Raw genomic sequence first — 15,484 nt, 5'->3', positions numbered from 1 at the left:
GTGGTTTGGCAGTCCTTGAAAAAAATAAAACTTCGGGCAAGACCCGAAGTTTCAATGTGTCAAGAATTATTAACGGCGGTTTATGATCCCCTTTAGCCCCGGTCTGCGCACCGGCAGGGGATCATAAAACCACCTTGGCTTACCTTTGTCTGCAGCTGTTTCAGTGTGTCGGGAAACACTAACGGCGGTTTCCGGTGCCCTTAGTTCCCGCCCGTGCGCCGGCTGCGGGCCAGCTTTACAAAGTTGCGGGCCCAGTCCGGTTCCGCCACGGCGTGAAGGTGGTTGTACAGGGCCAGTACATTTTTATAGCACAGGCCGTCGTACTCGCCGTTGATGCCGTGGCCCCGCAGCACCCGGCAGGCAAAGCGGCATTCAGGATCCAGGTTGACAACCCGGGAGTTGTGGAACTCATGGCCCCGGATAATTTGGCCGGCGGCAAAGTACGGCGTGCCCGGCAGCACTTCCAGGTGCATATAGCCGTGTCCCTGGGGTTTTTTGACCATTTCCACTTCCAGGGGCAGTGCCCCCACCATCTCGAAAGACTTATCTTCCCAGTGAATGCGCCGCCCTAAATACATTAAACCGCCGCATTCGGCGTATACCGGCAGTCCCTGTTCAATTTTTTGCCGCAAATCCTGCCGGAAGGAACGGTTGGCGGCCAGTTCTGCAGCCAGCACTTCCGGGAAGCCGCCGCCGATGTACAGGCCGTCGACATCCGGCAAGAGCGGATCATCAATGGCACTGACAGACAGCAAGCCGGCCCCCGCTGCCACCAGGGCTTCCAGGTTTTCCGGGTAATAAAAGGAGAAGGACCGGTCCCGTATAACCCCTATGACAACAGGCGGCCTGGGGGTGGCTGAGCCGCGCTCCAGCCATTGCACCGCCGGCGCCGGGGGTATTGCCTGCCGGACGGTGAGGCCGGGCCAGCGCCGGGCCATTTGCATGATGCCGTCTAAATCCAGGTACCGGGCGGCGGCCTCACCCAGCTGCCCGATGGCCTCCAGCAGGGCCTCGTTTTCGCCCGCCGGGATCAGGCCCAGGTGGCGGTCGGGTATGGTGAACCGGCTGCCTTTGGGCAGTGCGCCCAGCACCGGCACACCGCAATATTCGTTAATGGCCGCCCGCAGCATTTTTTCATGCCGGCTGCGGGCTACCTGGTTTAAAATCACACCGCCGATCTTAACCGCCGCATCAAAGTGAGCAAATCCGCTAACCATGGCAGCCACGCTGCGGGTCATGCGGGTGCAGTTAACAACCAGCAGCACCGGTGCCTGGACGATTTTGGCAATCTCGGCTGAGCTGCCGCTGCCCGCCAGGTCCACCCCGTCAAACAGCCCCATCGCCCCTTCAATAACTGCTATGTCTGCATCCTGGGCATGACTGATAAAGGTTTGCCGGATGGACTCTTGGTCCATCAAGTAGCTGTCCAGGTTGCGGCAGGTGCGCCCGGCCACTTTGGTCAACCAGCTGGGGTCGATAAAATCCGGCCCCTTTTTGTAGGGCTGTACTCGGTAGCCCCGGGCCGTTAAGGCTGCCAGCAGGCCGATGGTGACGGTAGTTTTGCCCGACCGGCCCTGGGGGGCGCCGATCAGCAGCCTGGGTATGTGATAGGTGTAAGTCAAAAGATCACCGCCTTAGTTAGCCTTTAGCTGTCAGTTATCAGCTGCCGACGGCTTGTTTGGCAAGTCGGCGTCAGGCAGTTCCCACGTCCTGGGGGCGCCGCCCGATGTTTGTTCGCCCGTATGCGCTGTTGCCGGTGCTTCAACAGGTTCCTGCCAGGGTTTCATAAAACCGCCTTATATGGTTAACCCCGGCCGTATGCTGCATAAAGATAGTATGTTAAAAACAGAAAAGCTAATATACGCTTTTCTTTGGCTGTCTTTCCGGGTGCCGCCGGCAGTTGATGACTGACAGCTAATAAGAACACCCCCACCCGGCACAGGCCAGGTGAGGGTGAGCATAACCTTGATTATTACACGCAACCGGTGGGCTTGGGCAGACCAGCCAGTTTGCAGGCGCCTTTAGCAGGGCCGGTGGGGAACAGTTCATAAATGCCCTTCAGGCTGAAGCCGGTGTCTTTGCACAGCTTGCGAACCATGGGAGCAATACCGAACTGGAAGAAGTAATCACGCAGGTATTTAATTACTTTCCAGTGGTCTTCAGTTAATTCTTCAATACCTTCTTCTTTAGCAAAGTATTTAGCTACATCTTCGCTCCAGGTATCGGGGTTTAATAAGAAACCATCCTCATCAACTTCGATTTGCTGGCCGTTAACTTCAATAAATGCCATCGGAAAGAGCACCTCCAGGAATTTTTTATTTTTTAATTTAAACGTTACCGCACGGGCGGAACATTATTACCAGTTTATATTATATACGCTTTGGTATTTTTTTGTAGTACCTGGCACATATTTTTTAGAAATGCAATAAAATATAGTTTACTTGTTCACCGGCGGGTAAAGGGCCAAACCAACCAGGTCGATTAAGCCTTTTACTTCTACGCCCAGCTCGTGTTCTTCCACCATCGGGTAGAGCTGCGCTTTGCAGATGGAGCAAGGGGCGCAAAGGATGCCGTCGCCGTTTTTGCCAACCCCGGTTTCCCGCACCTGCTCTGCTTTCTTAGCCGAGAACTTAATGCGCAGGTCGTACATTTCGGGGTCGTCAAAGAGAATGGCCGAACCGCCGCCGCAGCAGAAGTTGCGCTCCCGGTTGGGCGTCATTTCCACAAAGTTGGTGACGCTGGCATTCATCACAACCCGCAGGGTATCGCACATATTGCAGGCCCGCCCAAAGTTGCAGGGGTCGTGCAGGGTAACCGGACGGGTGTTAACTTCTTTGTGCAGTTTGAGGGCGCCCTGCTCAATGTAGTAGCGCACTTCATCATGCAGGTGCACAATGGGAATCCGGCCGGGACGGTCTAACATGCCGGGCAGGTACATTTTGCCGGTACGCCAGCCGTGGCCGCACTCGCCCCAGACAACTTTCTTGGCGCCCAGCTTGAGCGCTTCGTCGATAACCCGCATGCAGTTGGCCCGCATGGTAGCCCGCTGGTCAAACAGCAAGCCGAAGTTGCCGGCCTCGGTAATTTCACTGCTGATGGTCCACTTAACGCCCAGGTAGTGGAAGAACTTGGCCGCCCCGGTCATGGTGTTGGGGTTGAGCAGGAAGTCTGCCGAAGAAGGAATGTACAGGATGTCGGCCGGCTGGTCAACGGGTATTTTGATTTCCACGCCGGTTTCTTCCACAATTTCTTCTTCCAAGAACTCGCAGGTATCCACAATGCCGGCTTTGGTTAAGCCGGTGTGGTTGCCGGTTTTGGCCATGGCCGCACCCACCGCGGCGTGCAGTTTGGGCACCATGCCCAGCCAGTGCAGCAGCTGGCGGCCCGCCATGGTCACTTCGCAGGTGTCCAGCCCGAAGGGACATACCAGCGAACAGCGACGGCACTCATTGCACTGGTAGAAGTATGAGAACATTTTCTCTAAGTCTTCCAGCTCAAGGTCTTTGGCGCCGATCAAGCCGGGGAAAAACTTGCCTTCCGGGGTGAAATAACGCTTGTAAACCTTGCGCAGCAAATCGGCCCGGTTGGTCGGGATGTTGTAAGGGTCTCTGGTACCCAGGTAGGTATGGCAGTTTTCCGCACAGGCACCGCACTTAACGCAGGACTCAAAGGTGAGCATTAAGGAACGGAACTTTTGACCCAGTTCGTTCAGGTGCTTGATGGCGGCTTCCACCTTTTGGTCGTCGGGAACGGGATTGATGTTGATTTTCAGCATGTCAGCCACGCTGGCTTTAACAGGCTGCTTCAAACCGGTTTCGGTTAATGGCATTTACTGCACCCCCCCTGAAGCGGATTGGCCGCCGGAAACCGCATGACCGGTGCCGCCTACGGCTACGCCGGGCATACCCGGTGCCGGTTCAACATAGGGCCGGTTGATAATCCAGCGGTGGGCAAACATGCCGGGAATATGCAGCAGTTTGCTGAACGGTAAATAAATCATAAGTATCTGCACCAGCAGCAAGTGGAGAACAAATAAGGGCTTGTGCATTACTTCCATGTCCGGTGTGACGGGCGTAAGGGTTAACAGGTTAGCCACATAGTCGCGCACCGGTTCATAGTGAATGCCCCATTCGGGAACAAAACGCATCAGGTTGCCCACCGATACGATGGCAATCAGCATCAGCAGGTGCAAATAGTCACTGGGAGCAGAAACCTGCTTTACTTCGTTAACGGTCAGCCGGCGGTACAGCAGGTACAACAGGGCCAGCAGCACCACTACACCGAAAGAAGTGCCCAGCAAGTTGGACAGGTATTCACTGGTATGCTCGGATGTAAGACCAATGTAATAGAACTGTAAACCCAGCAAGCCGATACCCATGATATGCCCGCCCAAAATGGAGAAGAGCGCCACATGCATAATCCAGCCGCCGGTCCAAAGCGGCTTGTCTGCCTTGTACAGGCTCCGGAAGAAGACTACCTCGGCAGCAATATCAAGCAAGGCGCCGGCCTGGGTGGTGGGAGCCGGGGTCAGGGTGATGTTGTGCACGATGCGCCCGCCGGCCCATCTGCCCATTCTGTAAAGAAGCCCAAGAACCAAAACACTGACTGAAATGTAAGGAAGAATCTGTAAAATAAAGTAGGTCACCGCTACACCTCCTTTGGTTTTGCCAAAGCTGCTTGTCATTTGCTTTTGTGCTTAATTAGTTAATAAATTCTGGTTTGTAAAATTGTAACCTTGCATCCGCAAACCACATCCCAGCCCACCGGGCGGCAAACATGGCAACTGACTGTTTATACTTCCTGCAGGGAACAGGCTTCGTTCGGGCAGGTTACCACACAGGTTTCACAACCCATGCAGTCGGTTTCCGCCCCGGTTACCTCTGCTTTGCCGTCAACCATGCCCAGGATGCCTGCCGGACAGGCATCGATACATTCGCCGCAACCTTCACACCGGTCGGCGTTAATTGCTACAATATACAAGATCATCCCTCCTTTGATATATATTTTAAGTTCCGGGCCGGCTGGGGGCGGTTAATTCCTCAGATGATCTGTTGGCTACAATCTGAAAACCGGGACAAAAATGCATATATAATGCCTATTTCGGTGTAACTTAGATTATTCCTTCTTAAAATCGTCACTTTTTTTTGACAAAGGGATGCCGGCCGGCCGACATGCAGGGACGTTGTTACGCCCGTCAGGGACAACTTACTATAGAAATATAACATTGATTAATGCAGCCGTAAAGATCATCTAACCGACCTGCCGGGGCCACAACCGCAGCTTTTGGCGGCTTTGCCGGCCCGGGGCGGTTAAATCAAAGTTAAATTAGACATTTTCATTTTCTGCCATTTTTATTTTTTGTCTTACTCCTTGCTTTAGGTAGGATTTTTATAATATGCCGGAGAAACTAACAGTATGGAGGTGATGGCATGTCGGTTTATGAGATGGCGGTGGAACTGGGTAAAAAATTATCCGCCACCGAGGAATATCAAAGGGTTTTAGCGGCCCAGCAGGCGGTAGCCCAGGATCAAGAAGCCCGCAACCTGGTCAAAGACTTTCAACAACTGCAGCAGGCTTACCAGCGCATGCAAATGATGGGCCACCGGTTAACCGAGGATAATTTGAAAACCCTGGAGGAAGCAGAGAAAAAAGCCTCTGCCCATCCCCTGGTAAAGGATTACCTGAACGCCCAGGCGATTTTTTACGAGGTTGTCAATGAGGTTAACTTAAAAATACAAGAAGGCTTAAAAGGCACCCCGGCGGCGGAACAGTCCCGGGAAACGGGCGGCTGCAGCTGCTCCTCGAACACCGACGGCGTTTGCGGCGGTTCCTGCTCCGGCTGCTAGACAAGCCGGCATTAAAGGGTTGGGAATTTCCCAACCCTTAGAGTATCGACAAACATTAACTGTGGTTTATGATCCCCTTTGGCTCCGGTCTACGCACCGGCAGCACTATGATTCGCTCCGTTCGCCCTTGGGGTCGCCTCAAACGGGCCATCCTGTCCCGGTTCGGCTGGCGCCCACGTCCTGGGGGCGCCACCCCAAGGGCTCCTTCGCTCATCAAGTGCTGTTACCGGTGCTTCGACAAGTCGCCGGCAGGGGATCATAAAGCCACCTCACTTTGTTTTACAACCTTTGTTTACAGTCTGAGGGTTGGGAATTTCCCAACCCTTTAATTGTTTGCAAACAGTATGGTTGGATTATGATCGCCTTTCGCTCCGGTCTCCGCACCGGCAGCTCAGTCCCGGGATTTAATGACCAGCAGGCGGCCGGCGGCGATTTCTATTTTGCCGGTGGGGGCCTGCAGGATATTGCTGATGCCCAGGGATTGTCCCAGGGTCAGGGTGGCCCGGTGCAACGGATACCGGAAACCGGTGAGGGTAATGCCGGTTACCCGGTCGGTCAGGGGCAGCAGTGAGATGTGGCTGAAGCGGCCTTTTGTGATTTCTGTTGTGTCCTGGATAAGCATAACCTCGTTTTTTTCATCTGCCATGCGGCAGGGAATCCCTTCTTGCAGGGCCCGGGCCAGCAGGTGGAGGTTGGCCAAAGTGTGATCCAAACGGCTACCCGTTGCCCCCAGCAGGAGAATTTCCCGGGGCCGCCGGGCCAGGGCCCAGTTAAAGGCCAGCTCGGTATCCGTTTCGTCTTTGGCCACCGGGTCGCAGGACAGGCATTGCTTGCTGGCCTGCCGGATCAGCGCAAATTCTGTGGGGGTAACTGAATCAAAATCGCCGATGGCCAGGTCGGGCTGTCTGCCGTTTTCTATGAGAAAAAGGGCGCCCCGATCGACACCCAGAAGAAAATCGCCGGCGGCTATTTCCTGCAGGGCCCAGGGCCCCAAGGCGCCGCCCGAGAAGATTAAAATGCGGCCTGTCATGGCGCTTCTCCTTCCTGCTCTAAAAAACCGGTTTGCAAACGGCTGTACAGCGTTTCTTTCAGTTTTATGAAGGCCCGGTCGGTGGTGAGCCGGGGGCTGCGGGGCCGCGGCAGCGTCACGGTCAGTTCCGCCAGGATGCGGCCCGGCCGGGGCGAAAACAAATATATGCGGTCGGACAGCAGGATGGCCTCTTCAATGTCATGGGTAACAAACAGCACCGAGTGCTGAAAACGCTGCCAGATGTCCAGCAGCCATTCCTGCATTTGTATTTTAGTTAAGGCATCCAGCTTGCCAAAGGGTTCGTCCAGCAGCATGAGTTCCTGCCGGCAGAGGTAAGTACGCAAAAAAGCCGCCCGCTGCTTCATGCCGCCGGACAGCATATGGGGATAGCTGTCTGCAAAACCCGCCAGGCCAAACAGGGGCAACAACTGCCGGGCGGTCTGCCGGGCTTCCTTGGTTGCCATGCCTTGCAATTGCAGCGGCAGGATAACGTTGTCCAGTACCGTTCGCCAGGGAAACAGCACGTCATTTTGCGGCATGTAGCTGACATGTCCCCGGCAGCCGGCCACCGACCGTCCCTGCAGCAAAATGTCGCCCTGGTCCGGCCTGGCCAAGCCGGCCACCAGTTCCAACAAGGTACTTTTGCCGCAGCCGCTGGGCCCGATCAGGCTGACAAACTCCCCCTCCCCCACTGTCAGGGAAACCCGGTCCAGGGCCAGGATTTTTCCCCGGCCCGGCCGGTCGTAACTTTTGCTTACGGCCTTAACGGCCAGCCTGACCGCAGGCATGCACATCACCTTCTTCAGGGTGTTTCGGGCAGGAATTGATTGGTAAAGGCCTGTTTAACATCTATGTTTTGCGGGATCAGCTGCCGCTCAAACATCCAGTTAGCATAACGGGCCCAAACTTCTTCCCGCTGTACGCCCCAGCGGGGGGCAGCCGCCCGGTATTGCCGGCTGACCCAGGCCTGGCTGGCTTTAACCAGCTCGGCATTTAATTCCGGAGCATTTTTCAGTAAAATGTCTGCCGCCTCTGCGGGATGCTCGATACTCCATTCGTAGCCCCGGGCAGTGGCTGCCATAAATTTTTTCACCAGTTCTTTTTGTTCAGCGATATGTTTTTCGCCGGTGACTATTACCGGTGTGTAATAATCCAGGGCCGGGTCCAGGTCTTTCAGCATAATCAGGTTTAAATCCAGGCCCCGCCGTTTGGCTTCGATCCCGTCCCAACCGTAGTAAATCCATTCAAAATCAGCATCCCGCCCGATGGAGGCAAAGAAATCGGTGGCTCCCAGGGTAACGTATTTTACTTTGGCCGGGTCGCCCCCCGCCTTTTCCATCACCGCTTTGATGACGGCTTCCTCCACCGGTGATCCCCAGCCGCCGTAGCGTTTCCCCGCAAAATCCCGGGGTGAGGTAATGTTGGCCTCTTTCAGGGAGGCAAAGGCAGAGGTGTTATGCTGCAGCACAGCGGCAATTGACACCAGAGGGATGCCGCGTGCCCGGGCCTGGGTAACACTTTCCTGGTAACTGATACCAAAATCCGCTTTGCCGGCCGCCACCAGCCGGTCGGCGGTACTGCCCTGGCCGGGCTGGATTATTTCCACCGCCAGCCCCTGTTGTTCGTAAAAGCCCTTGTCCTTAGCCACATAAAGGCCGGTATGGTTGGTATTGGGATACCAGTCCAGCACGACGGTTACTTTGGTCAGGGCTTGCGGAGCGGTCTTTCGGTCACCGGCGCAACCGGCGGCAGACAACAGCAAGGCCGGCAGCAGCAGGCAGAGCATCAGCTTAATTTTGTTCATTTCGTTTTCCCCTTTACAGTTTGCTTATAAAATATCTTTGGCCCGGTAATGCCAGGGCATGACCAGCCGGGCCAGGCCCTCCACCAGCAAAAATATCGCCAGGCTGAGGGCGGTAATTACGGCAATGGCGGCAAAAACCCGGTCGGTGAGGTAAGACTGGGATGCCCTGGTCATATAAATCCCTAATCCCTGGCTGGCACCCAGCCATTCGCCGATCACCGCCCCCATCACGCTGTAGGTGCCGGCAATGCGCAGGCCGGAAAAAAAGTAAGGGAGTGCCGCCGGCAGTTTCACCAGGCGAAAAATTTGCCCGCCGGTTGCCCCCATGGCGGCCAGCAGGCGGATCATGTCCGGTTCTGCCGAACGGTAGCCGTCAGCCAGGTTAACCGTTACCGGAAAGAAACAAACCAGGGCCACCACCAGCACTTTGGGCAGCCAGCCGTAACCGAACCAAATAAGCAAGAGGGGCGCCACCGCAATAATGGGGATGGTTTGGGAAACCACCAGCAGGGGATAAACCGCCTGCCTCAGTTTATGGGACCACTCCATGCAGGTGGCCAGCAAGACGCCGGCCGCCACCGCCAAAAGCAAGCCCAGCAGGGTTTCGGCGACGGTCTGCAGGCTGTGCTGCCAGAGCAGGTCTTTGGTTTGCCAGAGGGCCCCGCCAACCCGGCTGGGGGCCGGCAGCAGCCAAGCCGGCAGCCGGCTGAAATGCGCCAGTCCTTCCCAGACTGCCAGCAACAGCAGCAGGGTGACACCCGGCAGCAGCAGGCTGCCCGGTTTTGGGCTAGCGGTATTTAGCCATTTTTTCATCGATGGTCACCCCGCCGGGGCGGTAGTGAATTTTCACAAAGGTCATTACTTCCGAAGCCCCGGCGGCCAGGCAGGCCTCCTGGGCTTGTTTTACGATGGCCAGCAGGGTGTCCAGCTCTCCCTCCATGACGGTTTCCATGGGACCCACCTGGTATTTGACGCCGGACCGCTGAACCACTTCGATGGCCCGGTCCACCGCCGCATAGGTGTTGCCGTCCGGCACTTTGGGCAAAACTTGAAACCCGAGGTTAATAACCGGCATGATGCAATCACTCCTTTCGTCAGGCTTAGTATGGTGTCATCCGGCCAAAAATAAAAGCTGCCTTCATGAGGCAGCTCAGGTTGTCGACAAATATTAGCTGTGGTTTATGATCCCCTTTGGCTCCGATCTACGCACCGACAGCACTATGATTCGCTACGGTCGCCCTTGGGGTCGCCTCAAACGGGCCCTCCTGGCCCGGTTCGGCTGGTGCCCACATCCTGTGAGCGCCACCCCAACGGCTCCTTTCGCTCATCAAGTGCTGTAACCGGTGCTTCGACAAGTCGCCGGCAGGGGTTCATAAAACCACCGTGTCTTTCCTTTGTCTACAGCCTGAGCGCCTTCCGGAGGCAGCTGTTATTTGAGATACAATAATTATCCGTATTTCCCTCCGCTGGCATTACCCAGATCAGGTTCACGGGTCGGTACCCTGCGGTACCCTCTCAGCCGGCCACCCCCAGCTCCCCAAAGCCATATTAAGTTGTTTGTTAAAGATACTATAGCAGCGGTTACCCGGTTTGTAAAGCGTTATACGCCCGGGCCGATATTACGCCTGCCTGGCACGCTGGCGAAGGTTCAATAGGTACGCCAGCACCAGCAGCCCCAGGCCCACTAAATCGGTCAGCAGGTTAGGATCGATCATTAATAAACCGCCGCCGAAAAAGACCAGCCGTTCCAGCGGGCGCGCGGGCGCCGCCAGGTAGCCCGAAAGGGCGGCGGCAATGGCGGTCATGCCCAGCAGGGAAGTGGTTATCATCAGCAGCACCTTGGGCAAGGTGGTATTGATCAGCAACAGGGAGGGTGACAGCACAAAAATGTACGGAATCAGGAAGGCCGCCACCGCCAGTTTGGATGCTTCCACACCGGTTTTCATGGGGTTGCTGCGGGCAATACCCGAGCCGGCAAAGGCAGCCAGCGCCACCGGCGGGGTTACGTCAGCAATAATGCCAAAATAAAACACAAACATATGGGCTGCCAGCACCGGTACCCCCAGTTGGATTAAGGTGGGAGCCGCAATGGTGGAGGTAATGACATAGTTGGCGGTGGTAGGCACGCCCATGCCTAAAATAATAGAAGTAATCATGGTAAAGAACAGGGTGGGCAGCAACCGGCCGCCGGCCAGGTCGATGAGGGCAGAGCCCAGTTTAAGGCCCAGGCCGGTTTTGGTGACAACCCCGATAATGATACCGGCAGTGGCACAGGCAATCACTACCCCCAGGGCCGAGCGGGCGCCTTCTTCCAAACCCTTAAGCACATCCCGCCAGGATATGCGGGTGGAGCGGCGCAGCAGCGAGGCGCCGATAGCCAGGGCAATGGCCCACAAAGCGGCATTCATGGGCGAACGGCCGGATACCAGCAGGTAGACAATGGCTAGCAGGGGAAGGGCCAGGTGCCCCCTTTCCAGCAGGATGCTGCCGATGCGGGGCAGTTGATCCCGGGGAATCCCCTGCAGCCCGGCCTTTTTGGCTTCCAGGTGAACCCCGATCCAGATGCCGGTAAAATACAGCAGGGCCGGAATGGCAGCCGCCTTAACAATATTTACATAGGGCGTGCCTACCATTTCCGCCATTAAAAAGGCCGCGGCCCCCATAATGGGCGGCATCAGCTGGCCGCCGGTGGAGGCAGCCGCTTCTACCGCCCCGGCAAATTCCGGCCGGTAACCCAGTTTTTTCATCATGGGGATGGTCAGGCTGCCGGTACCCGCCACATTACCCACCGAGCTGCCGGAAACCGTTCCCATTAAACCGCTGGAGAGGACCGCCACCTTGGCCGGCCCACCCCTGGCCCAACCTGCTACCGCATTGGCCAGGTCAATGAAAAACTTGCCCAGGCCGGTTTTTTCTAAATAAGCGCCAAACAAAATAAACAAGAAAATAAAGGTGGAAGAAACCCCCAGGGGGATGCCGAACACTCCTTCGGTGGTAAAAAACAGGTGCCCCACCAGGCCGCTCAGGTTAGTTCCCTGATGGGCAAAGGCCCCGGGCAGGTACGGACCGGCAAAGGCATAGCCCAGAAAAAGGGTTGCTACAATAACAATGGGCCACCCTACCACCCGGCGGGCCGCCTCCATAACCATTAAAATGCCCAGCCCTCCCAGCAGCATGTCGGCCGGGGTAACAATGCCGGCCCGCATGATAATTTCCTGGTAATATATGATAATATACAGGGGACCGGCCACCGCCAGCAGGGCCAGCAGGCCGTCAAACCAGTGCAGGCGGTGGCGGGGCCAGCTTTTCCTGGCGGGGTACAGGAGGTACACCAGGGCAAGGCCGAAGGATAAATGAACCGCCCGCTGAATCTGAGCATCCAGCACCCCGAAGATAGCTGTATACAACTGGAACAGTGAAAAGGCGACGGCAATAACGGCAACGGCAATGCCGGCCCAGCCGCTCATACGCCGGAAATCCGATTCCCGGTCGTATTTAGCCATAAACCGGTCTATATTCAACCGGTCTTGCGGTTGATGATTGTGCTCTGTCAAGTTTTACCTCCTTCCGGATGTTCAGGATGATTATTTGGGCCAGGGAACACGGTTTAACCTGGATGGCGATTAAAGAGCCGGGTGGGAAATAATCTTCAAAATCATACCGCTCACCCCGGTAAACCAGGGCATGCCTGGTTAAGGGCAGGAAAGCCAGGTTGATTTGTTTAAAATGCCGGTTGATGCCCGATAACACATAAACACCACCGTGATTTTCCAGTTTGCCCTCTTCGGGCAAAAAGGGAGTTCCCACGCCCAGGGCGCGGAAAGTGGTGGCGGTAAGCAGCAAATCATGCCCCGGTGCCAGCACAAAGTGCTCTTGCACCGGGGTTTTGTTTACAGAATGAATATATTCGATGGTAAAGCTTTTGTCAATCAGCAAGGGCAGCCGGAGAACCGCCTCGCCCTGCCGGCTGCTGACAACAAGCGTGGGCAGCGGTACCGCCAGCAAAACCGATACCAATAGGACAGCCAGCACCCATTTGCGGCCGGCCCGCCGCCCCACTAAACCTGCCATAAGACAACCTTACTTTTCATTAAAGAACTTTTCTGCCCCAGGGTGCATGGGGATGGAAATGCCTTCTTTGGCGGTATCCTTGCTGATGTGTTTGCCCACGTTATGTGCTGCCTGCAACTGATCCAAATGGGTGAAGACAGCTTTGGTAATATCATAGGCGGTTTGTTCATCCATTTTGTCGCTGACCACCAGCATAGCCTTGGCGCCCAGGGAGGTAACATCCTTATCCTGGTTGGGGTAGGTGCCGGCGGGAATCACTACCTTGGTGTAGAAAGGATATTTCTTGGTTAATTGCTCGGCCTTGTCATCAGCTACAGACAGCAGCACAACCTTGTGCTGGGCTGAAATATCCTGGATGGCTGCGGTGGGGAAACCGGCGGTAACAAAGGCGGCATCAATATTGCCGTCCTTCAGGCCGTTGGCTGCCTCACTAAAGGACAGGTACTGGGGCTTGATATCGGCAAAGGTGATGCCATAAGACTCCAGCACGTGCTGGGCGTTGGCGGTAACGCTGCTGCCGGCGGCACCCACGGCTACCCGCTTGCCTTTCAGGTCGGCAATGCTTTTAATGCCGGTCTTGTCCAGGGTAACAATTTGAACGGTTTCCGGATAAACGGCAGCCAGGCATCTTAAGCCTTCCACTTTTTTATCCTTAAACATTTCGGTGCCGTTGGCGGCATAATAAGCAATGTCGTTTTGCACAAAAGCTAATTGCACGCTGCCCTGGGTTAACAGGTTGATATTGGCCACGGAAGCGCCGGTGGACTGGGCGGTGGCGTTAACACCGGGCAGGTTTTTGTTTAAAATTTCTGCAATGGCGCCGCCCAGCGGGTAATATACGCCGGCTGTGCCGCCGGTGGCAATATTAATGAATTTCTTTTCTGTTTTTTCGGCGGCCTGGTCGGCCTTTTGCCCGCCGGATTTAGCACACCCGGTCACCAGGAGAGTTAGCATGGCAATGAGAGCCATTAAGGTTAAGCCGTGTTTTTTAATTTTCTTCATATCATCAATCATCTCCTTTGTAATAAGTTTGTTAAATATATGACAAATTTTGTATTTACGCGCCGCCCCCTTTAGCAAAATTTTGCAAATTATTTCTCATCTCTTTGTTTAGTTATTTATACATATTATTTTATATTGTGCCTTTAAAATCCTGCCGGCTGACATAAGATTTAATACATATACAAAATACATGCCGGGTGGTGACAATGGCTGTAACCGGTTAAATCTGCGCCAGGCCGGCGCGCAGCCCGGTTAAATAAGCTCCGGACCGTTTTTCTCCCATTCTTCAATTATTTTCACGCCGCTGCTGGTGCCGATGCGGTTGGCGCCGGCCTGCAGCATTTGTATGGCCTGCCGGGCCGTTTTGATGCCGCCCGAAGCTTTAACGCCCATCTGAGTTCCCACGGTTTGCCGCAGCAGAGCCACATCCTGCAGGGTGGCGCCGCCGCTGCCAAAGCCAGTGGAGGTTTTGACAAAATGGGCGCCCGCTCTTTGGGCCAACCGGCAGGCGGCAACCTTTTCTTGTTCCGTCAGGTAACAGGTTTCCAGGATAACTTTGACGGTCTGCCCTTCAGCGGCCTGAACCACCCCGGCAATATCCCGTTCCACATAGTGGTAATCCCCGGCTTTTAATGCCCCCAGGTTGATCACCATATCAAATTCGGCTGCCCCCTGCTGCCGGGCACGGGCGGTGGCAAAGGCTTTAACCTGCGGCTCCGCTGCCCCCAGGGGAAACCCAATAACGGTGCAGACCGCAACCCCGCTGCCTTGCAGCCGGTCGGCGACCAGCCGCACATGCCAGGGATTGACACAAACGGCAGCAAAATTATACTGCCGGGCTTCCTGACAGAGTTTGATAATTTCTGCCGGCGTAGCGTCTGCTCTGAGCAGGGTATGGTCGATGCAGCGATGCAACCGGTATTCCATTTAGCTTGTCTCCTTTTGACTTAATTTTTATCAATAACCGATAATTTATTTTATCTCTATTGAGATGTTTTGTATAGCAAAAAACCGCCCTGCAACGGGCGGCCGGAATATGACTGACCCTGGCTTTGGCTGTGTTTTGAGCACCGGCAGCACTGTGATTCGCTCCCGCCGCCAGGGGGGAGCTGCCGGTGCGGGCGGCGCAGTACGGCCGGACAGTTATGGATCACTTTTATCACCGGCGGCTTCCATGTAAAACGGGCAGCACCTGTGATAATTGGTTTTGCAGCAGCAATGACGGTAGTAGTCACGGCAGTGATCCTGTATTTTGCTGCCCCTGACACGGCAGTAATCGTCTTGCAGGTAAGGGCAGCACTTGTCAGGCGACAGCGGGGGGCGGCATTTGATGCGGGACACCCTGTCGTGGAAAAAAGGACATTTTTTAAGGTAATCGGTGGTAGTGCATACATAGCTGTAATATTTGCGGTTTTTATCGTAAATATTTACCTGCCGCAATCGGCAAACACTGCTTTCCAGGTAAGGACAGCAATAGGATGCCTTAAAATATTTGTTTTCCTTAATGGTTTTCAGTTTGTCACGGAACATTGAGCAGCGGTCATAATACCCGGAGCTACAGCAGCTGCTTTGGTAAAATCGCCGGTTTTTCTTAGCCACGTCAAAGTCCCGCAGCGAGCATCTGGAATCTTCCAAATACGGGCAGCAAACGGCCGGTTCCACAAAGTAATAAGTCTTTTGGGCGTATATCTTGCCAGTTTTGCCAGACTTTTCCATACTTCTCCCCTCCTG

General features: G+C 55.2%; 19 protein-coding genes and 1 riboswitch. Of the genes, 4 read left to right on the top strand and 15 right to left on the bottom strand.

All coding sequences use genetic code 11. The features are described from left to right. Nucleotides 1-200 precede the first annotated feature (200 nt). The 5 genes from DESHY_RS07800 to DESHY_RS07775 all read right to left on the bottom strand — a co-directional run bounded on the left by DESHY_RS07800 (nucleotide 201) and on the right by DESHY_RS07775 (nucleotide 4,980). Nucleotides 201-1,622 (bottom strand): cobyrinic acid a,c-diamide synthase CobB, encoded by a 1,422-nt coding sequence (locus DESHY_RS07800; protein WP_008411779.1) that lies wholly within the window; start codon nucleotides 1,620-1,622, stop codon nucleotides 201-203. A gap of 350 nt (nucleotides 1,623-1,972) precedes the next feature. Next, on the bottom strand, nucleotides 1,973-2,290 hold the full coding sequence (locus DESHY_RS07790) for a TusE/DsrC/DsvC family sulfur relay protein (RefSeq protein WP_008411778.1): 318 nt from the start codon (nucleotides 2,288-2,290) through the stop codon (nucleotides 1,973-1,975). 147 nt (nucleotides 2,291-2,437) lie between these two features. Beyond that, nucleotides 2,438-3,829, bottom strand: coding sequence for a (Fe-S)-binding protein (locus DESHY_RS07785; RefSeq protein WP_008411777.1), 1,392 nt, complete (start codon nucleotides 3,827-3,829; stop codon nucleotides 2,438-2,440). Beyond that, nucleotides 3,830-4,645, bottom strand: coding sequence for a respiratory nitrate reductase subunit gamma (locus DESHY_RS07780; RefSeq protein WP_008411776.1), 816 nt, complete (start codon nucleotides 4,643-4,645; stop codon nucleotides 3,830-3,832). Between the two features lie 146 nt (nucleotides 4,646-4,791). Further along, on the bottom strand, nucleotides 4,792-4,980 hold the full coding sequence (locus DESHY_RS07775) for a 4Fe-4S dicluster domain-containing protein (protein ID WP_008411775.1): 189 nt from the start codon (nucleotides 4,978-4,980) through the stop codon (nucleotides 4,792-4,794). Nucleotides 4,981-5,429: 449 nt separating this feature from the next. On the opposite strand from DESHY_RS07775, the gene DESHY_RS07770 reads away from it, so the two are divergent. Together DESHY_RS07770 and DESHY_RS13640 are read left to right on the top strand one after the other, a co-directional pair. Continuing rightward, a complete protein-coding gene (locus DESHY_RS07770; RefSeq protein ID WP_008411774.1) occupies nucleotides 5,430-5,846 on the top strand; it encodes a YlbF/YmcA family competence regulator in 417 nt (138 codons plus the stop codon). 68 nt (nucleotides 5,847-5,914) lie between these two features. After that, complete coding sequence (locus DESHY_RS13640; RefSeq protein ID WP_235695543.1) at nucleotides 5,915-6,175, top strand: hypothetical protein; 261 nt, start codon at nucleotides 5,915-5,917, stop codon at nucleotides 6,173-6,175. A gap of 62 nt (nucleotides 6,176-6,237) precedes the next feature. Here the strand turns inward: DESHY_RS13640 and DESHY_RS07765 are convergent, their stop codons facing one another. The 5 genes from DESHY_RS07765 to DESHY_RS07745 are packed head-to-tail and all read right to left on the bottom strand — an operon-like array spanning nucleotide 6,238 to nucleotide 9,755. Next, complete coding sequence (locus tag DESHY_RS07765) at nucleotides 6,238-6,876, bottom strand: thiamine diphosphokinase (RefSeq protein WP_008411773.1); 639 nt, start codon at nucleotides 6,874-6,876, stop codon at nucleotides 6,238-6,240. Continuing rightward, nucleotides 6,873-7,664 carry an ABC transporter ATP-binding protein gene (locus DESHY_RS07760; RefSeq protein ID WP_052307681.1) on the bottom strand — a complete coding sequence of 264 codons (792 nt, stop codon included), beginning with the start codon at nucleotides 7,662-7,664 and terminating at the stop codon, nucleotides 6,873-6,875. Before DESHY_RS07760 ends, DESHY_RS07765 begins: the two co-directional genes overlap by 4 nt. A 14-nt stretch (nucleotides 7,665-7,678) precedes the next feature. Continuing rightward, on the bottom strand, nucleotides 7,679-8,680 hold the full coding sequence (locus DESHY_RS07755; protein WP_008411770.1) for an ABC transporter substrate-binding protein: 1,002 nt from the start codon (nucleotides 8,678-8,680) through the stop codon (nucleotides 7,679-7,681). Between the two features lie 24 nt (nucleotides 8,681-8,704). Beyond that, on the bottom strand, nucleotides 8,705-9,493 hold the full coding sequence (locus DESHY_RS07750; RefSeq protein WP_008411768.1) for an ABC transporter permease: 789 nt from the start codon (nucleotides 9,491-9,493) through the stop codon (nucleotides 8,705-8,707). Further along, nucleotides 9,468-9,755, bottom strand: coding sequence for a thiamine-binding protein (locus DESHY_RS07745; protein ID WP_008411766.1), 288 nt, complete (start codon nucleotides 9,753-9,755; stop codon nucleotides 9,468-9,470). The genes DESHY_RS07750 and DESHY_RS07745 overlap by 26 nt, the downstream gene beginning before the upstream one ends. 106 nt (nucleotides 9,756-9,861) lie before the next feature. Here DESHY_RS07745 and DESHY_RS14270 point away from each other — a divergent pair, with 106 nt between their 5' ends. Next, the gene (locus DESHY_RS14270; RefSeq protein ID WP_162829802.1) at nucleotides 9,862-10,020 is read left to right on the top strand and encodes a hypothetical protein; all 159 of its coding nucleotides are present in this window, start codon (nucleotides 9,862-9,864) and stop codon (nucleotides 10,018-10,020) included. A 101-nt stretch (nucleotides 10,021-10,121) separates the two neighbouring features. Further along, nucleotides 10,122-10,230, bottom strand: a riboswitch (TPP riboswitch). 69 nt (nucleotides 10,231-10,299) lie between these two features. Here the strand turns inward: DESHY_RS14270 and DESHY_RS07740 are convergent. The 4 genes from DESHY_RS07740 to deoC all read right to left on the bottom strand — a co-directional run bounded on the left by DESHY_RS07740 (nucleotide 10,300) and on the right by deoC (nucleotide 14,680). Then, on the bottom strand, nucleotides 10,300-12,234 hold the full coding sequence (locus DESHY_RS07740) for a TRAP transporter permease (RefSeq protein ID WP_008411764.1): 1,935 nt from the start codon (nucleotides 12,232-12,234) through the stop codon (nucleotides 10,300-10,302). Beyond that, nucleotides 12,176-12,751 carry a DUF1850 domain-containing protein gene (locus DESHY_RS07735; RefSeq protein WP_008411762.1) on the bottom strand — a complete coding sequence of 192 codons (576 nt, stop codon included), beginning with the start codon at nucleotides 12,749-12,751 and terminating at the stop codon, nucleotides 12,176-12,178. Before DESHY_RS07735 ends, DESHY_RS07740 begins: the two co-directional genes overlap by 59 nt. Before the next feature lie 9 nt (nucleotides 12,752-12,760). Then, nucleotides 12,761-13,753: a TAXI family TRAP transporter solute-binding subunit gene (locus DESHY_RS07730; protein WP_008411761.1), complete on the bottom strand. Its 993-nt coding sequence runs from the start codon at nucleotides 13,751-13,753 to the stop codon at nucleotides 12,761-12,763. Between the two features lie 252 nt (nucleotides 13,754-14,005). Beyond that, on the bottom strand, nucleotides 14,006-14,680 hold the full coding sequence (gene deoC / locus DESHY_RS07725; protein WP_008411760.1) for a deoxyribose-phosphate aldolase: 675 nt from the start codon (nucleotides 14,678-14,680) through the stop codon (nucleotides 14,006-14,008). Nucleotides 14,681-14,789: 109 nt separating this feature from the next. Between deoC and DESHY_RS14040 the strand changes: the two genes are divergently transcribed. Further along, the gene (locus tag DESHY_RS14040) at nucleotides 14,790-14,933 is read left to right on the top strand and encodes a hypothetical protein (protein WP_160162489.1); all 144 of its coding nucleotides are present in this window, start codon (nucleotides 14,790-14,792) and stop codon (nucleotides 14,931-14,933) included. Here the strand turns inward: DESHY_RS14040 and DESHY_RS07720 are convergent. Next, nucleotides 14,897-15,469 (bottom strand): hypothetical protein, encoded by a 573-nt coding sequence (locus DESHY_RS07720; RefSeq protein WP_008411758.1) that lies wholly within the window; start codon nucleotides 15,467-15,469, stop codon nucleotides 14,897-14,899. The genes DESHY_RS14040 and DESHY_RS07720 overlap by 37 nt on opposite strands. Nucleotides 15,470-15,484 lie beyond the last annotated feature (15 nt).

This window comes from Desulforamulus hydrothermalis Lam5 = DSM 18033, assembly GCF_000315365.1.
GTDB lineage: Bacteria > Bacillota > Desulfotomaculia > Desulfotomaculales > Desulfotomaculaceae > Desulfotomaculum > Desulfotomaculum hydrothermale.
The sequence above is the reverse complement of the archived record's forward strand: the minus strand, read 5'-3'. Positions and strand labels throughout refer to the sequence as shown.

Coding starts and splice junctions, on each gene's coding strand:
- deoC (WP_008411760.1), bottom strand. CDS start 14,680: ATGGAATACCGGTTGCATCGCTGCATCGACCATACCCTGCTCAGAGCA.
- DESHY_RS07755 (WP_008411770.1), bottom strand. CDS start 8,680: ATGAACAAAATTAAGCTGATGCTCTGCCTGCTGCTGCCGGCCTTGCTG.
- DESHY_RS07750 (WP_008411768.1), bottom strand. CDS start 9,493: ATGAAAAAATGGCTAAATACCGCTAGCCCAAAACCGGGCAGCCTGCTG.
- DESHY_RS07785 (WP_008411777.1), bottom strand. CDS start 3,829: ATGCCATTAACCGAAACCGGTTTGAAGCAGCCTGTTAAAGCCAGCGTG.
- DESHY_RS07735 (WP_008411762.1), bottom strand. CDS start 12,751: ATGGCAGGTTTAGTGGGGCGGCGGGCCGGCCGCAAATGGGTGCTGGCT.
- DESHY_RS07770 (WP_008411774.1), top strand. CDS start 5,430: ATGTCGGTTTATGAGATGGCGGTGGAACTGGGTAAAAAATTATCCGCC.
- DESHY_RS14270 (WP_162829802.1), top strand. CDS start 9,862: ATGATCCCCTTTGGCTCCGATCTACGCACCGACAGCACTATGATTCGC.
- DESHY_RS07760 (WP_052307681.1), bottom strand. CDS start 7,664: ATGCCTGCGGTCAGGCTGGCCGTTAAGGCCGTAAGCAAAAGTTACGAC.
- DESHY_RS07730 (WP_008411761.1), bottom strand. CDS start 13,753: ATGAAGAAAATTAAAAAACACGGCTTAACCTTAATGGCTCTCATTGCC.
- DESHY_RS07765 (WP_008411773.1), bottom strand. CDS start 6,876: ATGACAGGCCGCATTTTAATCTTCTCGGGCGGCGCCTTGGGGCCCTGG.
- DESHY_RS07745 (WP_008411766.1), bottom strand. CDS start 9,755: ATGCCGGTTATTAACCTCGGGTTTCAAGTTTTGCCCAAAGTGCCGGAC.
- DESHY_RS07720 (WP_008411758.1), bottom strand. CDS start 15,469: ATGGAAAAGTCTGGCAAAACTGGCAAGATATACGCCCAAAAGACTTAT.
- DESHY_RS13640 (WP_235695543.1), top strand. CDS start 5,915: ATGATCCCCTTTGGCTCCGGTCTACGCACCGGCAGCACTATGATTCGC.
- DESHY_RS14040 (WP_160162489.1), top strand. CDS start 14,790: ATGACTGACCCTGGCTTTGGCTGTGTTTTGAGCACCGGCAGCACTGTG.
- DESHY_RS07790 (WP_008411778.1), bottom strand. CDS start 2,290: ATGGCATTTATTGAAGTTAACGGCCAGCAAATCGAAGTTGATGAGGAT.